The organism is Chloroflexia bacterium SDU3-3 (genome assembly GCA_009268125.1).
In the GTDB taxonomy this organism is placed as follows: domain Bacteria; phylum Chloroflexota; class Chloroflexia; order Chloroflexales; family Roseiflexaceae; genus SDU3-3.
The window spans coordinates 43,726-63,475 of record WBOU01000024.1 but is presented as its reverse complement, the minus strand read 5'-3'; the positions used below and the strand labels follow the sequence as shown (position 1 = coordinate 63,475).

Genomic DNA, 19,750 nt, shown 5'->3' with positions numbered 1-19,750 from the left:
CGCTACCTCGCCGAGATGGACACGGTGCTGGCGCAGGTGGCGGGGATCGTGGGGACGCAGCTGGGCAAGGCCCACGCAGCGGTGGAGCGCGGGCGGAAGCGGATCGCGGACGAGGTGGCCAAGCAGCCCGCCGAGCTGCGCAAGCTGGCCGAGGAGGTGGCGGGCGAGGCCCAGGGCAAGTTCGATAGCCTCGAGCAGACGATCGACGCCAAGCAGCAGGAGCTGGTGGACCACCTGGCGCAGCAGTACACCGAGCAGGTGCAGGCGCTGGACAGCGAGCTGGACGCGATGAAGGCGGCGTCGAAGGGGCTGCTGGCCAAGGCCGGGGACATGATCGGCGGGGTGATCAAGACGATCCAGGAGCTGCGGGCGATGCTGGAGGGGGTGCTGCGCAACGGCGCGGCGGCGATCGGGGCCATCCTCCAAGACCCGATTGGCTTCCTGGGCAACCTGCTGAGCGCGGTGGGCCAGGGCCTGCACCAGTTCGGGGCGAACATCGGCACGCATCTGCAGGCGGGGCTGATCAGCTGGCTGACGGGGACGCTGTCGGCGAGCGGGATCCAGCTGCCCAAGGCCTTCGACCTGGCGGGCATCTTCAACATGGTGCTGCAGATCCTGGGGCTGACGTATCCGCAGGTGCGCACCCAGGTGGTCAAATCGCTGGGGCCGAACGGCGAGGAGATTGTAGGGGCTTTGGAGAAGGGCTGGGAGATCTTCCAGATCATCCGCACCGAGGGTCTGGCGGGGCTGTGGGCCTACATCCAGGATCAGGTGGGCGACCTGAAGGCGATGGTGATCGACCAGATCAAAGAGATGGTGATCGGGCAGGTGATCAAGGCGGGGATCGAGTGGCTGGTGGGCATTCTGGGCGGGCCAGCGGGCGCGTTCATCAAGGCGGTGCAGGGCATCATCCGGGTGGTGACCTGGTTCGCGAACAACGCGGCGCGCTTGGCCTCGCTCATGAATTCCATCTTCAGCTCGATCAGCGCGATTGCGGCGGGCAATATCGGCGGGGCGGCCAACTTCATCGAGCAGTCGCTGGCCACGGCCCTTCCCACCGTGATCTCGTTCCTGGCCGACCTGCTGGGCTTGGGCGGCATCTCGAAGAAGGTGCAGGGCATCATCGAGAAGGTCCAGGCCCCGATCAAGAAGGCCATCGACTGGGTCGTCCAGAAGGCCGTGGCCATGGGCAAGAAGCTCTGGGCTATGGTCAAGGGCATCGGCAAGGGCACGGATGATAAGAGCAAAGCGGCTATACCCGATGCTACAAAGGAGCCAGGTAAGGGCGAGAACTCTGATCCACGCACCATGGAGGAGAAGCAGGCCGATGTTGCTCGTGCCGTTGCTGATGCCGAGCGTGAGATGAGTAACCCGAAAGCTACAGTTTCTTCGGTAAAAGCTGCACTTCCTAGCATCCAAGAGCGCTATAAGCTGACATCAATCGCGTTGGTTAAATCGGCAGATCATACATACTTTGCTGATGTGAAGATCAATCCTGAAGACAAAACAGAGAAGAAGGAAATCTCGCAATTTAGCCAAGAAGAGATTCTGTCGATGGTGCGCCGCATAGCCCAGAGGATGTATTCTGATCCTCAGACGCTTAGAGGCGAGCAGAGCATGATTGACAGCGAACAGCGGCAACGTCAGATGAAGGCGTCAGGTCATGACAGCCTTGAGCAGTATGAGACAGCAAATGGCACGAGAGAGGGCTATCGGCCAGAGCAAGGCGATCTACGTAAACAGGAAACGGTAATATCTACTCGGCCAGATGAGGCACCTATACCTTCGCAGGTTCGATACCTTAGGGAGCAAGAGTCGCGTGGGGTGTTTGCACCAATGAAGCTCCGTAGCTCAAGTCACCCTGAAGCAGCGACGATTACCGCGAAACAAGGTTGGGATGGCGCTCCATATGTAGACGACGTAGGTACCTATAAAGAGATCGCAGATCGTATGGACTCACTTGAAGCCAAGCTGATGAATATTCTTCCACCAAATCTTCATGGTGGAATTCGCAGCCGTTTGGTTCGTGCGATCCGCACTTATGCCGAGACAGGCCAAGTGCCGATTCAGTTTGCTAAACAGATTCAGCAGGCAGATCCATCTATTAATCCTGAAAGCCTGATAGGTGGTACTGCAACATTGATGATGAGTGTGGAGAGCGTTCGTAATCCAGCTACGCTTGTGACCGCGCCGATGATGCTGGATCTTATCAGCCGTAAGGATATGAGTTGGCAAGATCTTCCAACGAAGTTCCCTATGGGGCCAGTTGGGGCTGTTGCTGATGCTGATACGATTAATAAGGAGTTGGGATTTGACGATCTGATGATCAAGAAAGATCGTAAGACTCATACCCCCACGAGTGCAGATTATAAAGATGTAGAGTCTGCAAAAACCAATGAGGTTGAGATTGTGATCAAGTGGGTTATGGCTAAAACCAATGGGCAGAAGTTTGATGACATTGCCGAGGTTGAGGCTTTTGTTGAACCATTGATTCGCCAGGCTCATCAAATGAAGTGATCTTTTCATGGGAGAATGATATCTTGATCAAGGTCTATCTTATTGCAAAGCCTTCAGTTACATCTGATGTGGTTTTCCAGGTAGCAGATGAGTATTACTGGATATGGCTTGATGAGTCTGAGGAGACTGAGCAGACCCCTTACACTTTATCACTCAGAGCTAACAGCTCGGAGACGAAGATTTTTTATTTAGAAGAGCATAAAGATATCTTTGAGGCAAAATATTTTATTGTTCATGGCAATGATCCTGATCGTGCGCTTGAACAGATCCGCAAAGCTATTGATCTTTATAGTGATACTGATCTGCTCGAGCGGTGTGCGCAGGCGGGCGACACACGCGAGCGCGGCAGCGCCATCTACCAACTGGGCATCGCACTGACCGCACGGGCATTCGATACTATTTTTGTTCCGGCGTTCGAACGAGCTATGGTTGCGCCTGAGCCTGCGGTTCGCATCGCTGCAATCTGGGCTATTGCTTATCCACACTGGCCTGAGCTTCGCGGTTTGGTAGAACTGGCGGCGGCTCAAGATGCCGATGACGAGGTGCGGCGAGTTGCAGGCCGATTACTTGAGGTCTACGACGAACCCTGATGAAGCAATTTTGGTGTTGCGCTTATAGTGTAATACATTGAGAACGCAAGGCGGTGCTGCGGCACCGCTTTGTTATATCTACGCCCTCGCTTGTTCGATCAGCGCGATTGCGGCGGGCAATATCGGCGGGGCGGCCAACTTCATCGAGCAGTCGCTGGCCACCGCGCTGCCGACGGTGATCTCGTTCCTGGCCGACCTACTGGGGCTGGGCGGCATCTCCAAGAAGGTGCAGGGCATCATCGAGAAGGTCCAGGCCCCGATCAAGAAGGCCATCGACTGGGTGGTGCAGAAGGCCGTGGCCATGGGCAAGAAGCTCTGGGCCATGATCAAGGGCATCGGCAAGGGCACGGATGCGAAAAACGGCGACCCGGCGAAAAACGGCGACCCGGCGAAGAACGGCGACCCCACCAAGCCCGGGCAGAATGGTGTACCGGTCGGCGAGATCGGCAAGGAAGTGGGCTTCAGCGCGGGCGAGGAGCGCCACCGCCTGTGGGTGCAGGTGAGCGGCACCAGCGCCACCTTGATGGTGGCTAGCACGCCTATGCCAGTTGAGGCACGGTTGGCCGAATGGGAAGGGAAGCTCGTTTCCGTTCCTGAGGAAAAGCGCGCCCAAGCCCAGACGCTGATTGGCCAGGCGCGCCAGCTCGCTGCGACAACCGATCAAAACGCGGATAATCTGGCACGCTTGGCCGCTGCCCCTGCCCCCACTGCTGCGCCCGCCCCGGCTGCGGCAAATACCGCTGCTCAGCAAGATCAGGCAGTTGAGCAGGGTGAAGATCAGCTCACTGGGGTGCTCAAGCAGCTTGAAGACGGATGCTGGTATCACAGAGCGAGGTACCACCCAGAACCCAGAGCATAAGACGACGAATCATGGCATGCACAGCAGCCATCTTATTGCCGATCAGTTCATGGGTTCGGGCTATAAGAAGTCATGCAATTTAATTGCTGCGAGCAGCCAGTTTAATCTTGGGCCAATGTCTATTGCCGAGGATGAGATTCTTGCTTTCATCAAGAAGCAGCCAAACCTTGAGAGCTTCACGATGAAAGTTAGCGTAACATGGGAGGCATTGAATACCCCTGCTATGATACGTAAGATCAAGACTATGGTTGGTAAAGAAGTCGAGGAAGATCCGAAGTATGAAGCGCTAAACGCCATGAACGCACAGGATCTTGAGAATGCAATAAATACCAATCTTGCAGGTCATCATGTGGATCTTAAGCGGTGTGCTAATGTCCGCTACATTGTGACCGCAGTGCTTGAAAATGGCTCTTCGGTTCCGTTTACCCCTGCGCCAACGGGTCCAGATCTTTGGCTTGGCCTATTTAAGCCAGAGTAATGCTATAGAGAGGCATCATGGAAGAGGTTATAGCGTTTATTAAAGACTTCATTGAACAAGAGTATCTTGCTTTTCGGGCATCGGCGCTAGAGCGAGATGAAGAAGCATATGAAGCTCAGCGGGATATTGTAGATAGCATGTATGGGGCTGGTTTAACTACTGAGGTTAATCGCGATCCTGAGCCGAGCGAGGACTGGTTTGCAGATGCTGACCGATATCTTGGGGATATCAACCCCCGGACACTATTCCAGATCAAAGCGTATGATCATCCAGAGTATGGCACCTTGTACCGTTGTTATGTGAGTTCTTATAGCAAATGGTCGCCATCATATTCTTCGAGCCTCTATGTTGCTCGGCGAAAATCCGGACTTCGCATCATTGCACGATATAATATTGCTGAGAACAGAAAAGATTGGAACTATCGCGGTGGCCAGCGTATAGAGCCGCTGGGCGATCTGATCGAGGTACGCCAATTTCAGCCGCCTAGCGATCCTGTTGATCGTGCTGAATACGAGGAATCTGCAAAGGCCGTCAAAAAGTAAGGGTACCTATGGACCTTTCCGTATGGCCAGAGCTAGAGAGCCTTCTCGACGCTTCTCCGACATCAGCAGGCTGGGATACGCTCTGCGAGCTGTTAGAGCAGTGGCCAGATAGGGCTGACCGAGATATCTTCCTCAACACCCTTGATGCCCGTCTCGCGAGCTGGCCCGATCACCTGCGCCGCGCGCCCTACGCCTGGGTGCAGCGCTTCCTGGGCGAGGGCGAGCCACGGATGCACCTCGCGCGGGTGCTGAGCCTCTCCGGGTTTGTCAAGGGCGACTCGGCGGTTGCTGCTCTGGTGGCGCGCGATGCGCTTGGGGGGCTGACCGAGCTGGTGCTTGATAACACCGAGAGCGGCGACTTGACCGCGCGGGCGCTGTCGAGCGCCCCTGGCCTTGCTGGGCTGCGGCTGCTATCGTTGCGCGCGAATCGGTTAGGTGCCGAGGGCTTTCAGCTGCTCGCAGCAGCCCCGCGCCTAGCCTCGCTTGAGACATTGCGGCTTGACGAGAATCCAGGCGGCGAGTTGGGGGTGATGGCGCTGGCCAGCAGCGCTTATATGCGCCATCTGCGTGTGCTGGAGCTGTTCCAGACCGGCGCGACCGATGCGTCGGTGGCGGCGCTGGCTCAGTGGCCCGGTGCGGCTCAGCTCGAGACGCTCGATCTTTCCGAGAACTTGCTGACCGATCAGGCGGCTTTTGCGCTGGCAGCATCGCCCTATCTTGGGCAGCTGCGGCTGCTTAGCCTTGCCTTTGCTCAGATCACCGATGCTGGTATCGCTGCGCTGGCTGGCTCGGCTGGGCTGCGCAACCTGGTGGAGCTGGATCTGCAGGGCACCAAGCTGGGCTGGCCAGGCCGTGGGAGCTTGGTGGATGCGGGCTATCGGCCGGAGAATCAGCGCTGGCAGCGGAGCCTATCGGTTTCCTGATGATTCTGAAACATCTGGGTGAAGAGAGGCGGAGATATTGATATCCTCCGCCTCTTTTTTATTGAGTCGCAAGGCATATGATCCTCGGTTGGGCAATCATCGTTTGCTTCGTCGCGCCGCAAGTGGCTGCTCTGATTGCGCGTTCGTTGCGGTGGCATTGGGTATCATCCGCGTGGCGACATGGTTTGCGAACAACACACGCCACGCCTGCCTACCTATTACGCCTCCGCGCAGGCCATGGGGTATATTGCGGCGCCGTGGATCCCGCTCTCATCGGGCCATATGAGAAAAGAGCCGCTGCCGCGCCCGCTTTTATACGCACTAACAGTGTATACTACCGTCACCGAATCTGCTTGGTAGGGAGGACACCATGGCGAAAATGACACCCGAGGCGCGCGAGGCCTTTCTTGCAGCCGTCCATGTGGGCGTGCTGAGTATTGCCGAGCCTGACCGTGGCCCGCTGACCGTCCCCATCTGGTACGCCTATGAGCCGGGCGGCGATCTGTGGGTGTGGACTGAAGCTACATCGCGCAAGGCCGCGCTGCTGCGCCAGGCGGGCCGGGCCAGCTTCTGTGTTCAGCAGGAGACCCCGCCGTACAAGTATGTGTCGATCGAAGGCCCTGTTGTGGCGATCGACCCGGCGACGACCGACGAGATCCGGCATCTGGTCACCCGCTACCTTGGCGCGGAAGCAACCGACGGCTATCTGGCTGCGCTTACGGGCGGCGGCGCGCGTGATGTCGACTGTGTGGTGCGCATCCGCCCGGAGCGCTGGCTGACCTTCGATGAGGGGGCCGAGTAGCCGCGCCGCCTGCTGTGTAGGAACACGATGATAACGATTGACCGTACAACCGCCCGCCGCTTCATCCTTGGGAAGCAGGGGCTGTGGCCTGGCCGACGTTGGCGTGGCAGCCTCGGCACCGAGCAGGCGATGTGCACCATGGAGTACCTGCAGCTTGACCCGCTGCAGATCATCGCGCGCAGCCACGATATCGCGCTGCATAGCCGTGTGCTCGACTACACGCCGGGCATGTGGGAGGAGCTTGCCTACCAGCAGCGCAAGTTCTTCGACTGGGGCGGCTGGCTGGCCGTGCGGCCCATGAGCGAGCTGCCGCACTGGCGGGTGGCTATGCGCCGCGAGCGCGAGCGCAGCGAGCGCATGCAGGCTATCGCCAGCGATCATGCCGCCGCGATCGCCGAGATGCGCGCTACCCTGCGCGAGCGCGGCACCGTGAGCAACCGCGATTTTGCTATGGCCACGCGCACGCGCACCGAGAGCTACCGTGGCCGCAAGGACAGCGCGCTGGCGCTCTACTACCTGTGGCTGACCGGCGAGGTGATGACGCACCACCGCGACCGCTTCGAGCGCGTGTACGCGCTCACTGAGCTGGTCGCGCCCCCGGAGCTGATCTACGAGAGCGATGAGGATGCCGCCGACCGCTTCCTTGTCGCCAAGGATATCAGCTTCTCGGGGCTGAGCCAGCTGCGGCGGGTGCAGGATGCGTTTCATCGCGGCTTTCCATTCGATAGGCTAGCGCAGCTGCGGGCGGCGATGATCGAGGATGGCACGATCGTCGCGGTGCAGGTGGAGGGCTGGAAGGCCACACACTATGCGCTGGGCAGCGATGCCGAGGCGCTGCAGAGCCTGAGCGCGGGGCGCGTGCCGCAGGAATGGGCAGCGCTCGACACCGCCACGACCGAGGAGGCGGTTTTCCTCGCGCCGCTCGATCATGTGAGCGCGCGCGGTCGGGCCAAGGTTCTATTCGGCTTCAACTACGTGTGGGAGGTCTACAAGCCCGAGCATCAGCGCACCTTCGGCTACTACACGCTGCCGGTTCTCTGGGGCGACCAGCTGGTGGCGCGTTTCGATAGCAGGCTTGACCGCACGACCAATACGTTTGTGATCCTAGGGTTCTGGCTAGAAGATCAGATGCTGGGCGACGATGAGGCTTTTGCGACGGGTTTGGCGCGCGGGTTCGCTCGCTTTGTGCGCTTCTTGGGCGCGGGCCAGCTTGATGCCAGCGCGGTGCGCGAGCCACTGCTGCGCCACCACATCAATATGATGTGCGGCGCGCTGACCTAGCGCGGCGGCTAAGATCGATTATGGGCGGTGCCAGTCCTGCATACGCGCAGGGCTGGCATTTTTTACAGAGCTTGGGATTCTAGCGCCGTTGGGCGTATCGTGCATGTTCCTCATACTCGCTGGCTGCATTGAATTGACATGCGCTGCTGGAAGCAGCTACTATATGCAGCATATCAATGTGGCTTATACGAGCGAGATAGGGCTGCCGATGGATCTGCTTGCGGCAAGCGATGAGGGGAAATGGTTGGTCGGCCATGGCGTGGCGGGCCAGCGGCACTGGCACGCGCGGCGCGAGGGCGCGGCGCTGATCTTTCGGGCTGGCCTCGCGCCAGATAGGCTGCGCGAGCGCCGGAAGGAGTACGCCAGCCCTGATGATGCGGCGCGCGCCTTTGAATCCGAGGTCTACCGGAAGATGCGCGCGGGCTTGGTCGAGCTAGGGGCGGGCGAGCATCTTGGCGATGTGCGCCTCGTGTGCTGCGCCCCCCACGCCTTCCGATCCGATGTGCTGGCCTACAGCGACCGCCTGGGTGCGCTGGCCGTGGCGGTGCAGGACGCGAAGACCCGCGAGGCGCAGATCTATGCCATCGACGTGGCCTCAGGCCGCATGCGGCTGCTCTGCGCCGTGCCGCCGCGCGCGCTGCTCGACCGCCCGCTGATCTACAGCATGCGCTTCTCGCCCGATGGTACCAGGCTGGCCTATACCATCGACGCCGATCCATGGCAGGTTTGCTGCTATGATCTCGCTACTGGCGCGACCACCGTGCTCGCCTACCCCAATGCGGCAAATCGTGTCCCGCTGCTGCGCACGCTTGCCTGGACCGTTGCGGGCGATCTGCTGTGTGTCTCTGGCGACGATCTGGTCTTCATCCGCGCTGCCGACGGCACGGTCATACGGCGGATCGCCATCCCAACGGGCGATGAGCACTACGAGTGCTGCCACGCCTGCCTTTCGCCAGATGCCGCCACGCTTGCCCTCGTGATGCGCGGGCGGCGGCCCACCAGCGGCCCTCCCCAGATCTGCCTGGCTGCAAGCGAGACCGGCCAGCTGATCCGGACCTACCAGCTCGATCCCGCCGATGATTCGCTGGTGAGCGCGCTGGCTACGCCGATCGAGCAGGCCTGGTTCAGCCCCGATCAGCGACAGCTGCTGGTATCGTTCGAGCCACACCGTGGCCCCTATGTGCTCAGCCTCGCGACCGGTCAGCTGGAGCCGGGCGCTCCGTTCAGCGCGGGCGGCCAGGTGCCGCGCTGTGCCGACCTGGGCTTCTCGCCCGATGGGGCATGGCTGGCGGTGGCGGGCTACCGTCAGGTGTCGCTCTACGCCTACCCAGGCAGGGATGTGATCTACCAGTCGCACTATGGCGCGCACCTTGGAGCGATCATGTTTTCGCAGGACAGACGCCTGCTGATCTACGGCGGTATGAGCGGCGAGATCGTGGTGCGCAGCACGGGGTTACAGGGATGATCGGCATGCGCGCGGTCTATCGGATTGCGAAGCCATCAGTTACCCCAGATGTGGTGTTTGATGTGGCAGATGCCCACTACTGGCTGTGGCTCGATGAGGTAGAGGAGAGCGACAAATCGCCCTACACGCTTTCGTTCAAGGGCAACAGCTCGCAGACGAAGATCTTCTACCTTGAAGAGCATAAAGATATCTTCGAGGCGCGCTATTTCATCGTTCATGGCGATGATGTCGATCGCCCGCTTGCGCAGATCCGCGCGACCGTTGCGCTGTATAGCGATGCCGAGCTGCTTGAGCGGTGCGCGCAGGAGGGAGACGCCCGCGCACGCGGCAGCGCTATCTACCAGCTGGGCATCGCCCTGACCGCGCGCCCGTTCGATGCGGCGTTTCTTCCGGCGTTCGAGCGCGCGATGGCCGACCCCGAGCCGAATCTGCGCATCGCGGCGCTCTGGGGCATCGCTTACCCGCACTGGCCCGAGCTGCGCCCCCTGGTGGAGGCGGCGGCGCGGGATGCGGATGCCGAGGTGCGGCGGGTCGCGGGGCGGCTGCTTGAGGTCTACGCCGCCCCATGAGTGCCAGTTTACCTAACCAAGCGGGGCGGGCTGGGCGGCCTCGGCGCGGGCTGGGCGGCCCAGCGTGCGATAGGCCACCAGCAGCACCAGCATGGTGGTGGTGGTGCCAATGGTCAGCGCCACGCTGGCGGTGGGGCCGCTATATTCGATCAGGTTGCCGTGCACCCACGGCAGCAGCGTGCCGCCCAGCGCACCCATGGCCGAGGCCGCGCTGGTGGCCACGCCCGGCGCGCGCCGGAAGGCGTTGGTGACGACCGCCAGGGTGGTGGGGTAGAGCGGCCCGAAGCTGATGCCCAGCACGATGATCGCGATGATGCTCATCGCGGTGTTGCCCATGCTCAGCAGCACCAGCAGCGCGCCCACCACCGAGCCGATCAGGCTGCCCAGCATCAGCGTGGGCGCGCTGACCCTGCCGCCGATCGCCGACGCGATCACGCGGCCCACCGTGATCGCCACCCAGAAGCCGCCGGTCATCAGCGAGGCGGTCGCGCCATCGGTGCCCAGCGTACGCTCGAGGTAGGTCGAGACCCAGCCGCCGAAGCCGGTCTCGCTGCCCACGTAGAGCAGCAGGATCACGCTGAAGATCCACAGCACCGGCTGGCGCAGCGCGCCCCAGTCCATCACCGCCGCGCTGCCATCCTGACCATGGGCAGCTGCGCCGCCATCCAGCATCAGCGCCAGCGGCAGCAGGGCCAGCAGCAGCAGCGCGCCCAGCCAGATCACCGGGATGGCCGTGCCCCACAGCGCGATCGCGCCGCCCGCCAGCGCAGGCCCGGCGATCGCGCCCACGCCGTAGAACACGTTCAGCGCGTTGAAGGCCGAGGTGCTATCTTCGTACACCCTGGCCACCACTAGGTGCGAGCTGAGCGCGATAAAGCCGCGCCCCATGCCTGCGAGTCCCGCGCAGGCCAGCGTGAGCGCCAGCACCGGGCTAGCCGCCACGCCCGCGATGCCCAGCGCCATCACCACCAGCCCGATGATCATCACCGGGCGGTCGCCGAAGCGGTCGGTGATCGGCCCGCCCACCAGCTGGGTCAGCAGCCCGCCGAAGAACATGACCGAGAGGATGCCGCCCACCGCTGCGAGGTTGCTGTCGTTGTTGGTGGCGAAGTTTGGCAGCGTCGGGCCGATCCCGGCCGTGATGATGCCGAGGATGACGAGGCTCAGCCCCGAGATAATAAGTACGCTGCGTGGCGAGAGTTTCTTCATGGTTGTCCTAATAGCTTTCCATAAAAAAGACGGCAGCCACATGATCTGGCTCGCCGTCGTCTGTGGTATCCCCAAATACGCAAGCTCAAGGTCGTTTTGAATCATACCATAGCTGCCCGCGCAGATCACATCCGTCGCTGCGCCGATTCTGTTCTGTTGTGTTAATAGACCTCCTTGTTGGGTCTGTAGTGTATCTCCATAAAAGCTGATGACATTATTGAGATTCATATATTGTTTGTGTTGAGAAATATACTATTCATAAAGTGTTGATATTGCTCATACATGGGTTTATTATGAGTAGGAAGAGTGTTCTTGCGGTATAGAAAATATGTTCTTGTATCTACAGGCCATCTCTGTTTTCTTAAGAGATAGAACAAAAGGTTGAAAATCCTACGGCATTTTTGACCTAACGTGATAAGGCCGACAAATCCAACACTACTATATCTTTTGTGACATTTGTTGACACAACCTGCTGCTACAATCAGCAAGTGATCGCAAATGACTAAGGTATGGGCACAGGCGCTGTGCCTGTGGCAGAAACCGTACTACCCTACACAAGGAGAGCACACTATGGCGAAAGATTCCACCTGGCTCCGCTCGCTGTCCGTTGCCGCGCTGGCCGCGCTGGCCATGACCGCGTGCGGCGGGCAGAGCGCCGCCCCGGCGACCCCCGCCGCCACCACGGCTGCCGCCGCCACTGTCGCCGCCACCGCCGCTGCGGAGCAGGCCGAATCCACCGCTGTGGCCGCCGCGCCCACCGAGGCCGCCGAGACCGCACCTACCGAGGCCGCCGAGGCGGATACCGCCGCCCTGGGCGATGACCCCGAGTCGCGGGTGAAGGGCTTCTTCGCCGCCATCACCGACGCCGTCAACAGCCCCGACATCAAGGATGAGGCCAAACGCAAGGAGATGGCCGAGAACATTCTCTCGTACATGGCCCCCGACGAGCGCGCCGCCAATGAGTCCACCATCACCGATATGCTTGAGCAGATCGGCTCGCGCGATATCAGCGAGCTGCTGGGCGGCCAGAACCTGGATGTGAAGCTGCACTTTGTCTTTGGCGTCACCAAGACCAAGCTGGTGGAGGAGACCGCCGACACCGCCAAGGTCGAGATGCTTGAGGCCAACATGAAGATGGAGCTGACCGGCAAGGATGTCGACAAGCTGGGCGAGACGGCCAAGGCGCTCTCGCAGGAGCAGTCGATCCTCAGCTCCGACACCGAGAAGAATATCGTCAGCCTGCAGAAGATCGACGGGGTCTGGTACCTCAACTCGTTCCCTGGCAAGTAGCGCTTGCGCAAGGGGTGCCGAGGGCGGGCGGGCGCACAGCGCCCGCCCGCCTTTGTGTGCCGCATCCACCCAAGGCAGCATATGCGATGCGGCGTTGGGCCGTTGGAGAATGGCGCTCGCTGTGCCATGATAGCGGCATCGATAGTATCTGCGCCATCGTCGCCCGGGCGGGTGGAGATCGCTGGGAGAAGAGCTGTCTTGGCCGTGGTATGCGTCCGCGCTATCGAATTGCCCTATGGGAGGCGCTCCTATGACGATCCGTTTCCGGCCCTACTTCGACAGCGATTTCCTCCGCATCCGCGACTTCCTCTCGCAGAGCGCGCGCGAGGCCGATGGCAGCCCGACCCGCCAGCCGTGGAACTGGTGGATCGACCGCTGGAGCTTTACCGCCACGGTGAGCTGCGCCATGCATCGCACCACCCACGAGGAGTGGGCCGAGCGCCTGGGCTTGTGGGAGCAGTGGGATGCGCCCACGCGCACATGGCAGCTTCTGGGTCTGGTGCTGAACGAGGGCGAGCGCCGTGGCGAGGCCTTCATCCAGAGCGGCTGCGCCGAGCTGCCCGCGCCCGTGCTGGAGGAGATGTTCGACTTCATCGAGGCCCACACCGACACAAGCGGCGGGGTCACGCTGCGGCTCGACCCGCGCTTCCCGCAGCGCATGGCCATCGCCGAGCGGCGCGGCTTTGCCCGCACCGACTGGCAGGAGCCGCTGTCGTGGCTGGGCGTGGATGCCGCGCCCGCGCTGGCGCTGCCGCCCGGCTACCGCCTGGTGGAGGCGCATATGGTGGATGTGCGCGAGAAGGCCGCCCTGCACGCGCGGGCGTTTGGCTACACCGACCAGCCCGAGTTTGTGCAGAGCGCTGCTCTGGCCTTCGCGCGCCTGCCGCTCACGCCGGACTACCGCGGGGATCTGGATCTGCTGGTGCTGGATGCCGCAGGCACTCCAGTGGCCATGGCCGGGTTCTGGTACGACGCGGCGAACCGCTGGGGCGCGCTGGAGCCGCTAGGCACCGACCCGCAGCACCGCCGCCTGGGCTTGGCCCGCTCGCTGATCGGCGAGGGCATGCGCCGCATGGTGCAGCTGGCCGGGGCGCGCGGCGAGCGCCTAGATGGCATGTGGGTGGGCAGCGATCAGCCCTTCTACCTGGCGGTGGGCTTTGCAGTGCAGAACCGCTGGTCGGTGTGGCAGAAGGCGCTGCCGCGCTAGCTCGCTAGCTAGCGTGCTTGTTTTCTGCGCGGCATGGGTGGAAGATGGGCACGCTAGCTGTCGGTACCTTCTGGCTTTTTGCTGAAAGGAGGCTTGCGCTATGCAGATTGCATGTGATCAGATCGGCGAAGATATTCGCTATCGAGTACATAGCTTCGATCCAAAGTATGAAGATGTCTTAAAAATGTGCTTCTATCAGCCCATTGATGATGGATATGCAAAGATCTACCCACGATCGGCCAAATATCTCGATAAGATGATGATCCGCTATCAGACATACGCGAAGGCGATGTTTGACCAGCTGGGCTACTTTGCCGAGATTCCATGGCAGGATGGCCTTGCGGCCTTCTGCGCCAAGATCGGGCCGACCGATATGCAATGGTGGCTGACTGGCAGCTGCGCGGCCTGCATCCGAGGGGTTGCGCTCGACCCGCACGATATCGACATCATGGTCGACTCGGCGGATGTGCCACGGCTCACCGAGCTGTTCCAGGACTGGCTGATCGAGCCGATTCTTGACACCCAGGGCTGGGTGACGAAGGATTTTGGTGTGATCTTCAACCACTGCCGGATCGACATTGCGTCGGACCCCAGCGCGCTGCTGGACATGCCCGAGCCTGCCGACTGCGGGCCGTATGCCAAAGCCCATCTTGAGACGGTCGCATGGCGGGGCTACGCCATCCGCGTGCCGCCGCTCGAACTGCAGATCGGCGTCAACCGCAGGCGCGGGCGCATAGACCGCGTGGCGAAGCTGGAGGCGCACCGAGCTGCCGCAGGCGTGTGAGCAGAGCGCGGTCGCTGCGCTCTGACGCTGGACGAGGCTAAGCCTCGTCTTTTTTGTTTGCATGTGGCGCTTTTGTTGCATGACATAAACTCCTTCTTTGCGTTTCTTTCTAGCGCCACATAGTGGTCTGTGGTATATTGGCTTTGGTATCGTTTCCGGTACTGTTTCCATGCTGACACCAGCTGTGAGGAATGCTATGGGCTTAAAGCAATCGGCGGTGACTATCCAAGACGTTGCGCGCGCGGCGGGCGTCTCGGTCTCGACCGCCTCGCGGGTGCTGAATAACAAAGACGACGTCTCTCCCGAGACCTTCGAGAAGGTGCGGCGGGTGATGCAGGAGATGAACTATGTGGCCAGCCTCGCGGCCAAGAGCATGCGCAGCCGCGCCACCAATGTGATCGGCCTGCTGGTGCCGCAGGTGACCGATATCTTCTACCAGCAGATCATCCACGGCGTGGGGCTGGGCATCCGCGACTCGGGCTACGATCTGATGATCTACACCGCCGAGCGCCCTGGCCTGAGCAAGAGCGAGTCGTGGGAGCAGGAGCACGTGGCGCTGCTGAGCAATGGGCTGACCGACGGCTGCATTGTGGTCACGCCCATGGCCCCGACCTTCCCCGACGGCTCGCGGGTGGTGGTGGTAGACCCGCAGGGCGATGGGGCGAACGTGCCCTCGATCGTCACGCCCAATCGCGAGGGCGCGCTGGAGGGCATGCGCTACCTGATCGCCCTGGGCCACCGCCGGGTGGGCTTTATCTCGGGGCACTACGCCGCGCTCAGCTCGGTGCGCCGCTCCGAGGCCTACCGCGATGCCCTGGCCGAGGCGGGCCTGCCCTACCTGCCCGACCTAGTGCGCAGCGGCGACTTCACGCGCGAGCGCGGCTACGCGGCGGCGCTGGAGCTGCTGCGCCTGCCCGAGCCGCCCACCGCGATCTTCGCGGCCAACGACAAGTCGGCCATTGGCGCGCTGGATGCGGCCCGCGACCTGGGGCTGGTGGTGCCGCGCGACCTTTCCATCCTGGGTTTCGACAACATCCCCGAGGCCGCGCAGGTTGCCCCCAAGCTCACCACGGTCGATCAGGCGATTCAGGAGATGGGCACGCTGGCCATCCAGCTGCTGTTCAGCCTGCTGAAGGGCGAGGATCTGGCCGAGAGCCGCGTGCTGGTGCCGACGCAGCTGATCCGGCGCGACTCGTGCCAGCCGCCGCGCGATTCCTAAGCGACGCGAAGAATGCGCGGTTTGCCCGCTTGACAAATGGGGGGTGCGTGCTAGAATGGAACCGTTGCCGGTATCGGTTCCGAGAATAAAGATAGTCTAGGCTGCTTTTTTTTAGCGTGTTTCGGTATCGGTTCCGGTAATGATACCGAGATGAGGTGATAGCCTCACTCCGCGTGTGGGAGCGCTCCCCGCGCCGCCGTCCATCCGGCATGGCCGTGCCCGTCGGTTGCCCGAGCCTGAGCTGTAGACCTGATAGCGAACAAAGGAGTTTCCTATGCTAACGCGCCCGTTAGCGCTCAAGCGCCGTCGCTCGTTGTTCCCCACTCTGTTCCTCTCGCTGAGCGTGGCCGCCATCAGCGCATGCGGCACTACTCCCGCCGCCGCGCCCACGGCTCCCGCCGCCGAGACCCCCGCCGCCGCCGAGCCTACCGCCGCCACCGCCGCCGAGGCCCCGGCTGGCGAGGCCGCCGCCACCGCCGACGCATCGGCCCCCACCCCCACCCCCGCGCCGGTCGTCTCCGGCGGCGAGGGCTGCGCCCCCAGCGCCACGCCGGTCAACTGGTTCATCGGCCTGGGCAGCGGCGCGGATGCCCCGGTCATCCCCCTGGAGGAGGCCTGGGTCGAGAAGTTCAACAAGACGCAGACCGATGTCTGCCTGACCATCCAGATTGTCCAGACCACCGGCGCTGCCGACGTGCTGCGCGCCCAGATCGCCGCAGGCACCGTGCCTGACATCGTGGGGCCGGTGGGCACAGTGGGCCGCGCCCAGTTCAAGGGCGCGTGGGCCGACCTCACGCCGCTGGCCGAGAAGGCCGGGTTCGATCTGAGCACCTACGACAAGGCGCTGGTCGACTTCCTCAAAGATGACAACATGCTGGTCGGCATCCCCTTCGGCGTGTACCCCTCGTTCCTCTACTACAACAAGGATCTGTTCGACGAGGCCCGCCTGCCCTACCCGCCGCACAAGGTCGGCGAGCAGTACGACGGCAAAGAGTGGAACAACGACACCTTCACCGAGCTGGCCAAGAAGCTGACGGTCGATAAGAACGGCAACGACGCGACCAGCGCCGATTTCGACGCGCAGAACATCACCCAGTACGGATTCTTCCAGCAGTTCACCAGCGCGCAGGGCATCGGCAACCGCTTTGGTGCGGGCCTGGCCTACGACCCGGCCAGCCCGACCACGGCCAAGATCCCCGACTCGTGGCGCAAAGCATGGACATGGTACTACAACGGCATTTGGAAGGACCACTTCATGCCCACCACCGACGCTCAGAACAGCGAGGTGCTGGGCAGCGGCAACGGCTTCGCATCCGATCACATCGCCATGGCACAGACCCACCTGTGGTACACCTGCTGCTTCGAGGTCTCGAAGCTGAACTGGGACATCGCGGTGCTGCCCTCGGTCGATGGCAAGATCACCTCGAACATGCACGGCGACACCTTCGCGATCATGGAGCAGAGCAAGAACAAGGACGCCGCGTTCAAGGTCATCTCCAAGATGGTGGTCGACCCCGAGGTCTACAAGATCTACAACGTGCTGCCTGCCAAGGTCGAGGACCGCGCCAGCTTCTTCGCGGATATGGACAAGCGCGTGGCCCCCAACAAGGTGGACTGGAGCGTGGCCGAGGAGATGGCCAAGTACGCCGATGTGCCGAACCACGAGGCCTGGATGCCCAACGTGCTGAAGGCCAACGATGCGTTCAGCCGCTTCCGCGCCCTGATGGACCAGACCCCCGACCTCGACATCAACGCCGAGATCGACAAGCTGCAGGCCGAGCTTGACACCCTGTTCAAGGAGCCGGGCGCTATCCCAGCTACCAAGTAGGCTCTGTTCGCGCTGCCCAACGGTTCCCCGCGCGCGCTGGAATGCCCCACCTCTGGCGCGCGCGGTCTACAGACCAGGAGAATGCTGCCATGACGGCCACAGATCGCACCGCAGCGCGCGCCGTGCGCGCCCGCCCCGCCGATGAGATCGGCCCGCTGGCGCGGAAGCGGGTTCGCTGGGGCTATTTTTTCCTTATGCCCTGGATTATCGGCTTTCTGGCCTTCCAGCTGCTGCCGATCGCATCGACGATCTTCCTCTCGTTTACCGACTACAACGCGACAAAAGAGTTTGCCCCCGGCAACTTTCACTTTGTGGGCTTTGCAAATTACGCGCACCTTTTTCGCGACCCCGATCTGGCGCGGGCCATGGGCGTGACGCTCCGGTTTGCCCTGATCTCGGTGCCGCTGACATTGATCGTCCCCCTGCTGTTCGCCGTGCTCGTGAACTCGAAGCACCTGATTGCCCCCAACATCTTCCGCACGCTGCTGTTCCTGCCCACGATCATCCCGGTGGTGGCGGGCGCGATGGTGTTCCAGGGCGTGCTGAACGCCGAGTCGGGCTGGCTCAACCAGCTGCTGGGCCTGGTGGGCATCTCCGGCCCGCGCTGGCTGAGCGACCCCACCTGGGCCGTGCCCGCGCTCAGCCTGCTGAGCCTGTGGGGCGTGGGCAACGCTATGCTGATCTACCTTGGGGCGCTGCAGGGCGTGCCCACCGAGATCTACGAGGCCGCCACCATCGACGGCGCGAACAGCGCCCAGCGCTTCTTCCAGATGACGCTGCCCATGATCTCGCCGATCATCTTCTACAACCTGACGCTGGGTGTGATCAGCGCCTTCCAGTACTTTGTCCCGGCCATGCTGATCGGCGGGCGCAACGGCGACCCGCAGGGTTCGACGCTGTTCTACAACCTGCACTTCTACCGCCAGGCATTTGTGTTCAACGATATGGGCTACGCTTCGGTGCTGGCGCTGGTGCTGTTTGTGGTGGTGATGATCTGCACCGCGCTGCTGTTCGGCTTCGGCCAGCGCGGCGTGTACTATGCCGGCGGCGAGAGCTAGCGGCGGCGCGAAAGGAAGATATCGATGTCGATTGCCGACCACGCGGGCGTGCCCCGCCCCGCTCGCGCCCCGCTGACGCTCAAGCGCCTGCTGCAGCACGGTGCGACCCAGAGCGCCCTGATCACCCTGCTGGGCCTCGCGGTGATGGCGCTGTTTCTGATGCCGCTGGGCTACATGTTCGCCACCGCTTTCAAGCCCGAGGACCAGTTTTCGGCCATCGGCGCGCCGATCTGGCCTGGCAAGCCCCAGACGTTCGTGTACGATGGCAAGGAGCTGCCGCTCTACAACGTGCCCACCGATCAGGGCACCAAGCAGTGGGCCTTGGTGAAGGGCTTCCGCGAGGATGCCGACTTTGTTGACCCGGCTAGCCCCGAGAAGGGCGTGTTCAACTGGAAGGGCCGCTACCGCACGCTCACGCCGGTCTACCAGCCCACGCTGGCCCTCGATGGCTTCAGCAAGGCCTGGGATCAGGTCGACTTCCCCATGCTGTTTCGCAACACGCTGGCGCTGGCGATCATCAGCACCATCGGCACGCTGATCTCGTGTATCATGGTGGCCTACGGCTTCGCGCGGTTTAAGATCCCAGGCAAGAACATCCTGTTCCTGATCTTGGTCTCCACGATCGTGCTGCCGCCGCAGGCGACGGTGATCCCGCTGTTCATCCTGTTCTCGAAGCTGGGCTGGACCGGCACATGGCTGCCGCTGCTGGTGCCCGCGTTCTTCGCGAATGCCTACGACGTGTTCCTGCTGCGGCAGTACTTCATGGGCATCCCGCGCGAGATGGACGAGGCCGCCGCGATCGACGGCGCGAACCCGCTACGCACGCTGGTGTCGGTGATCATCCCGCAGGCATGGCCCGCGATCACGGCGGTCACGCTGTTCCACTTCTTCTACACGTGGAACGACTACTTCCTACCCCTGGTCTACCTGGTGGGCAAGGAGGACCGCTACCCGATCTCGGTGGGCATCGCCAAGTTCGTGGGCGGCTTCAGCCGCTACCCCTCGCTGGCCATGGCCACGGCGGTGATGACGGTGCTGCTGCCTGCGGTGCTGTTCTTCCTCGCCCAGCGGCAGTTTATGCAGGGCGTGGTGTCCAGCGGCGTCGAAAAATAACATCCTATTCTCTCAG

The 19,750-nt window shown here is 62.1% G+C and carries 16 protein-coding genes and 1 pseudogene; 16 read left to right on the top strand and 1 reads right to left on the bottom strand.

Annotation, left to right across the window (positions count from 1 at the left end; all coding sequences use genetic code 11):
- The first annotated feature begins 2,540 nt into the window (after positions 1-2,540).
- From F8S13_25980 to F8S13_25940, 9 genes are all read left to right on the top strand, one after another.
- Positions 2,541-3,107 carry a HEAT repeat domain-containing protein gene (locus F8S13_25980; GenBank protein KAB8140000.1) on the top strand — a complete coding sequence of 189 codons (567 nt, stop codon included), beginning with the start codon at positions 2,541-2,543 and terminating at the stop codon, positions 3,105-3,107.
- Positions 3,108-3,144: 37 nt separating this feature from the next.
- On the top strand, positions 3,145-3,966 hold the full coding sequence (locus tag F8S13_25975) for a hypothetical protein (GenBank protein KAB8139999.1): 822 nt from the start codon (positions 3,145-3,147) through the stop codon (positions 3,964-3,966).
- 16 nt (positions 3,967-3,982) lie between these two features.
- Positions 3,983-4,444 carry a hypothetical protein gene (locus tag F8S13_25970; GenBank protein ID KAB8139998.1) on the top strand — a complete coding sequence of 154 codons (462 nt, stop codon included), beginning with the start codon at positions 3,983-3,985 and terminating at the stop codon, positions 4,442-4,444.
- Between the two features lie 17 nt (positions 4,445-4,461).
- The gene (locus F8S13_25965; protein ID KAB8139997.1) at positions 4,462-4,986 is read left to right on the top strand and encodes a hypothetical protein; all 525 of its coding nucleotides are present in this window, start codon (positions 4,462-4,464) and stop codon (positions 4,984-4,986) included.
- 8 nt (positions 4,987-4,994) lie between these two features.
- Positions 4,995-5,909, top strand: coding sequence for a hypothetical protein (locus tag F8S13_25960; protein KAB8139996.1), 915 nt, complete (start codon positions 4,995-4,997; stop codon positions 5,907-5,909).
- Between the two features lie 370 nt (positions 5,910-6,279).
- Positions 6,280-6,711 carry a pyridoxamine 5'-phosphate oxidase gene (locus F8S13_25955; GenBank protein ID KAB8139995.1) on the top strand — a complete coding sequence of 144 codons (432 nt, stop codon included), beginning with the start codon at positions 6,280-6,282 and terminating at the stop codon, positions 6,709-6,711.
- A 27-nt stretch (positions 6,712-6,738) separates the two neighbouring features.
- Positions 6,739-7,992: a winged helix-turn-helix domain-containing protein gene (locus tag F8S13_25950; protein ID KAB8139994.1), complete on the top strand. Its 1,254-nt coding sequence runs from the start codon at positions 6,739-6,741 to the stop codon at positions 7,990-7,992.
- A gap of 103 nt (positions 7,993-8,095) precedes the next feature.
- Positions 8,096-9,457 (top strand): hypothetical protein, encoded by a 1,362-nt coding sequence (locus F8S13_25945; GenBank protein KAB8139993.1) that lies wholly within the window; start codon positions 8,096-8,098, stop codon positions 9,455-9,457.
- Between the two features lie 62 nt (positions 9,458-9,519).
- Entirely contained in the window at positions 9,520-10,026 is a 507-nt protein-coding gene (locus F8S13_25940; protein KAB8139992.1) for a hypothetical protein, read from the top strand.
- A gap of 12 nt (positions 10,027-10,038) precedes the next feature.
- On the opposite strand, the gene F8S13_25935 is transcribed toward F8S13_25940, so the two are convergent.
- Positions 10,039-11,463 carry an MFS transporter gene (locus F8S13_25935; protein KAB8139991.1) on the bottom strand — a complete coding sequence of 475 codons (1,425 nt, stop codon included), beginning with the start codon at positions 11,461-11,463 and terminating at the stop codon, positions 10,039-10,041.
- A gap of 342 nt (positions 11,464-11,805) precedes the next feature.
- Between F8S13_25935 and F8S13_25930 the strand changes: the two are divergent.
- From F8S13_25930 to F8S13_25900, 7 genes and pseudogenes are all read left to right on the top strand, one after another.
- Positions 11,806-12,033, top strand: a pseudogene (locus F8S13_25930) (hypothetical protein).
- A 727-nt stretch (positions 12,034-12,760) separates the two neighbouring features.
- Positions 12,761-13,732, top strand: coding sequence for a GNAT family N-acetyltransferase (locus tag F8S13_25925; protein ID KAB8139990.1), 972 nt, complete (start codon positions 12,761-12,763; stop codon positions 13,730-13,732).
- A gap of 289 nt (positions 13,733-14,021) precedes the next feature.
- Positions 14,022-14,516, top strand: coding sequence for a hypothetical protein (locus tag F8S13_25920; GenBank protein ID KAB8140003.1), 495 nt, complete (start codon positions 14,022-14,024; stop codon positions 14,514-14,516).
- A gap of 196 nt (positions 14,517-14,712) precedes the next feature.
- The gene (locus F8S13_25915) at positions 14,713-15,735 is read left to right on the top strand and encodes a LacI family transcriptional regulator (protein ID KAB8139989.1); all 1,023 of its coding nucleotides are present in this window, start codon (positions 14,713-14,715) and stop codon (positions 15,733-15,735) included.
- A 274-nt stretch (positions 15,736-16,009) separates the two neighbouring features.
- The gene (locus tag F8S13_25910; GenBank protein ID KAB8139988.1) at positions 16,010-17,563 is read left to right on the top strand and encodes an extracellular solute-binding protein; all 1,554 of its coding nucleotides are present in this window, start codon (positions 16,010-16,012) and stop codon (positions 17,561-17,563) included.
- A gap of 41 nt (positions 17,564-17,604) precedes the next feature.
- Positions 17,605-18,621, top strand: coding sequence for a sugar ABC transporter permease (locus F8S13_25905; protein ID KAB8139987.1), 1,017 nt, complete (start codon positions 17,605-17,607; stop codon positions 18,619-18,621).
- A 24-nt stretch (positions 18,622-18,645) separates the two neighbouring features.
- Complete coding sequence (locus tag F8S13_25900; GenBank protein ID KAB8139986.1) at positions 18,646-19,734, top strand: carbohydrate ABC transporter permease; 1,089 nt, start codon at positions 18,646-18,648, stop codon at positions 19,732-19,734.
- The last annotated feature ends 16 nt before the right edge of the window (positions 19,735-19,750 follow it).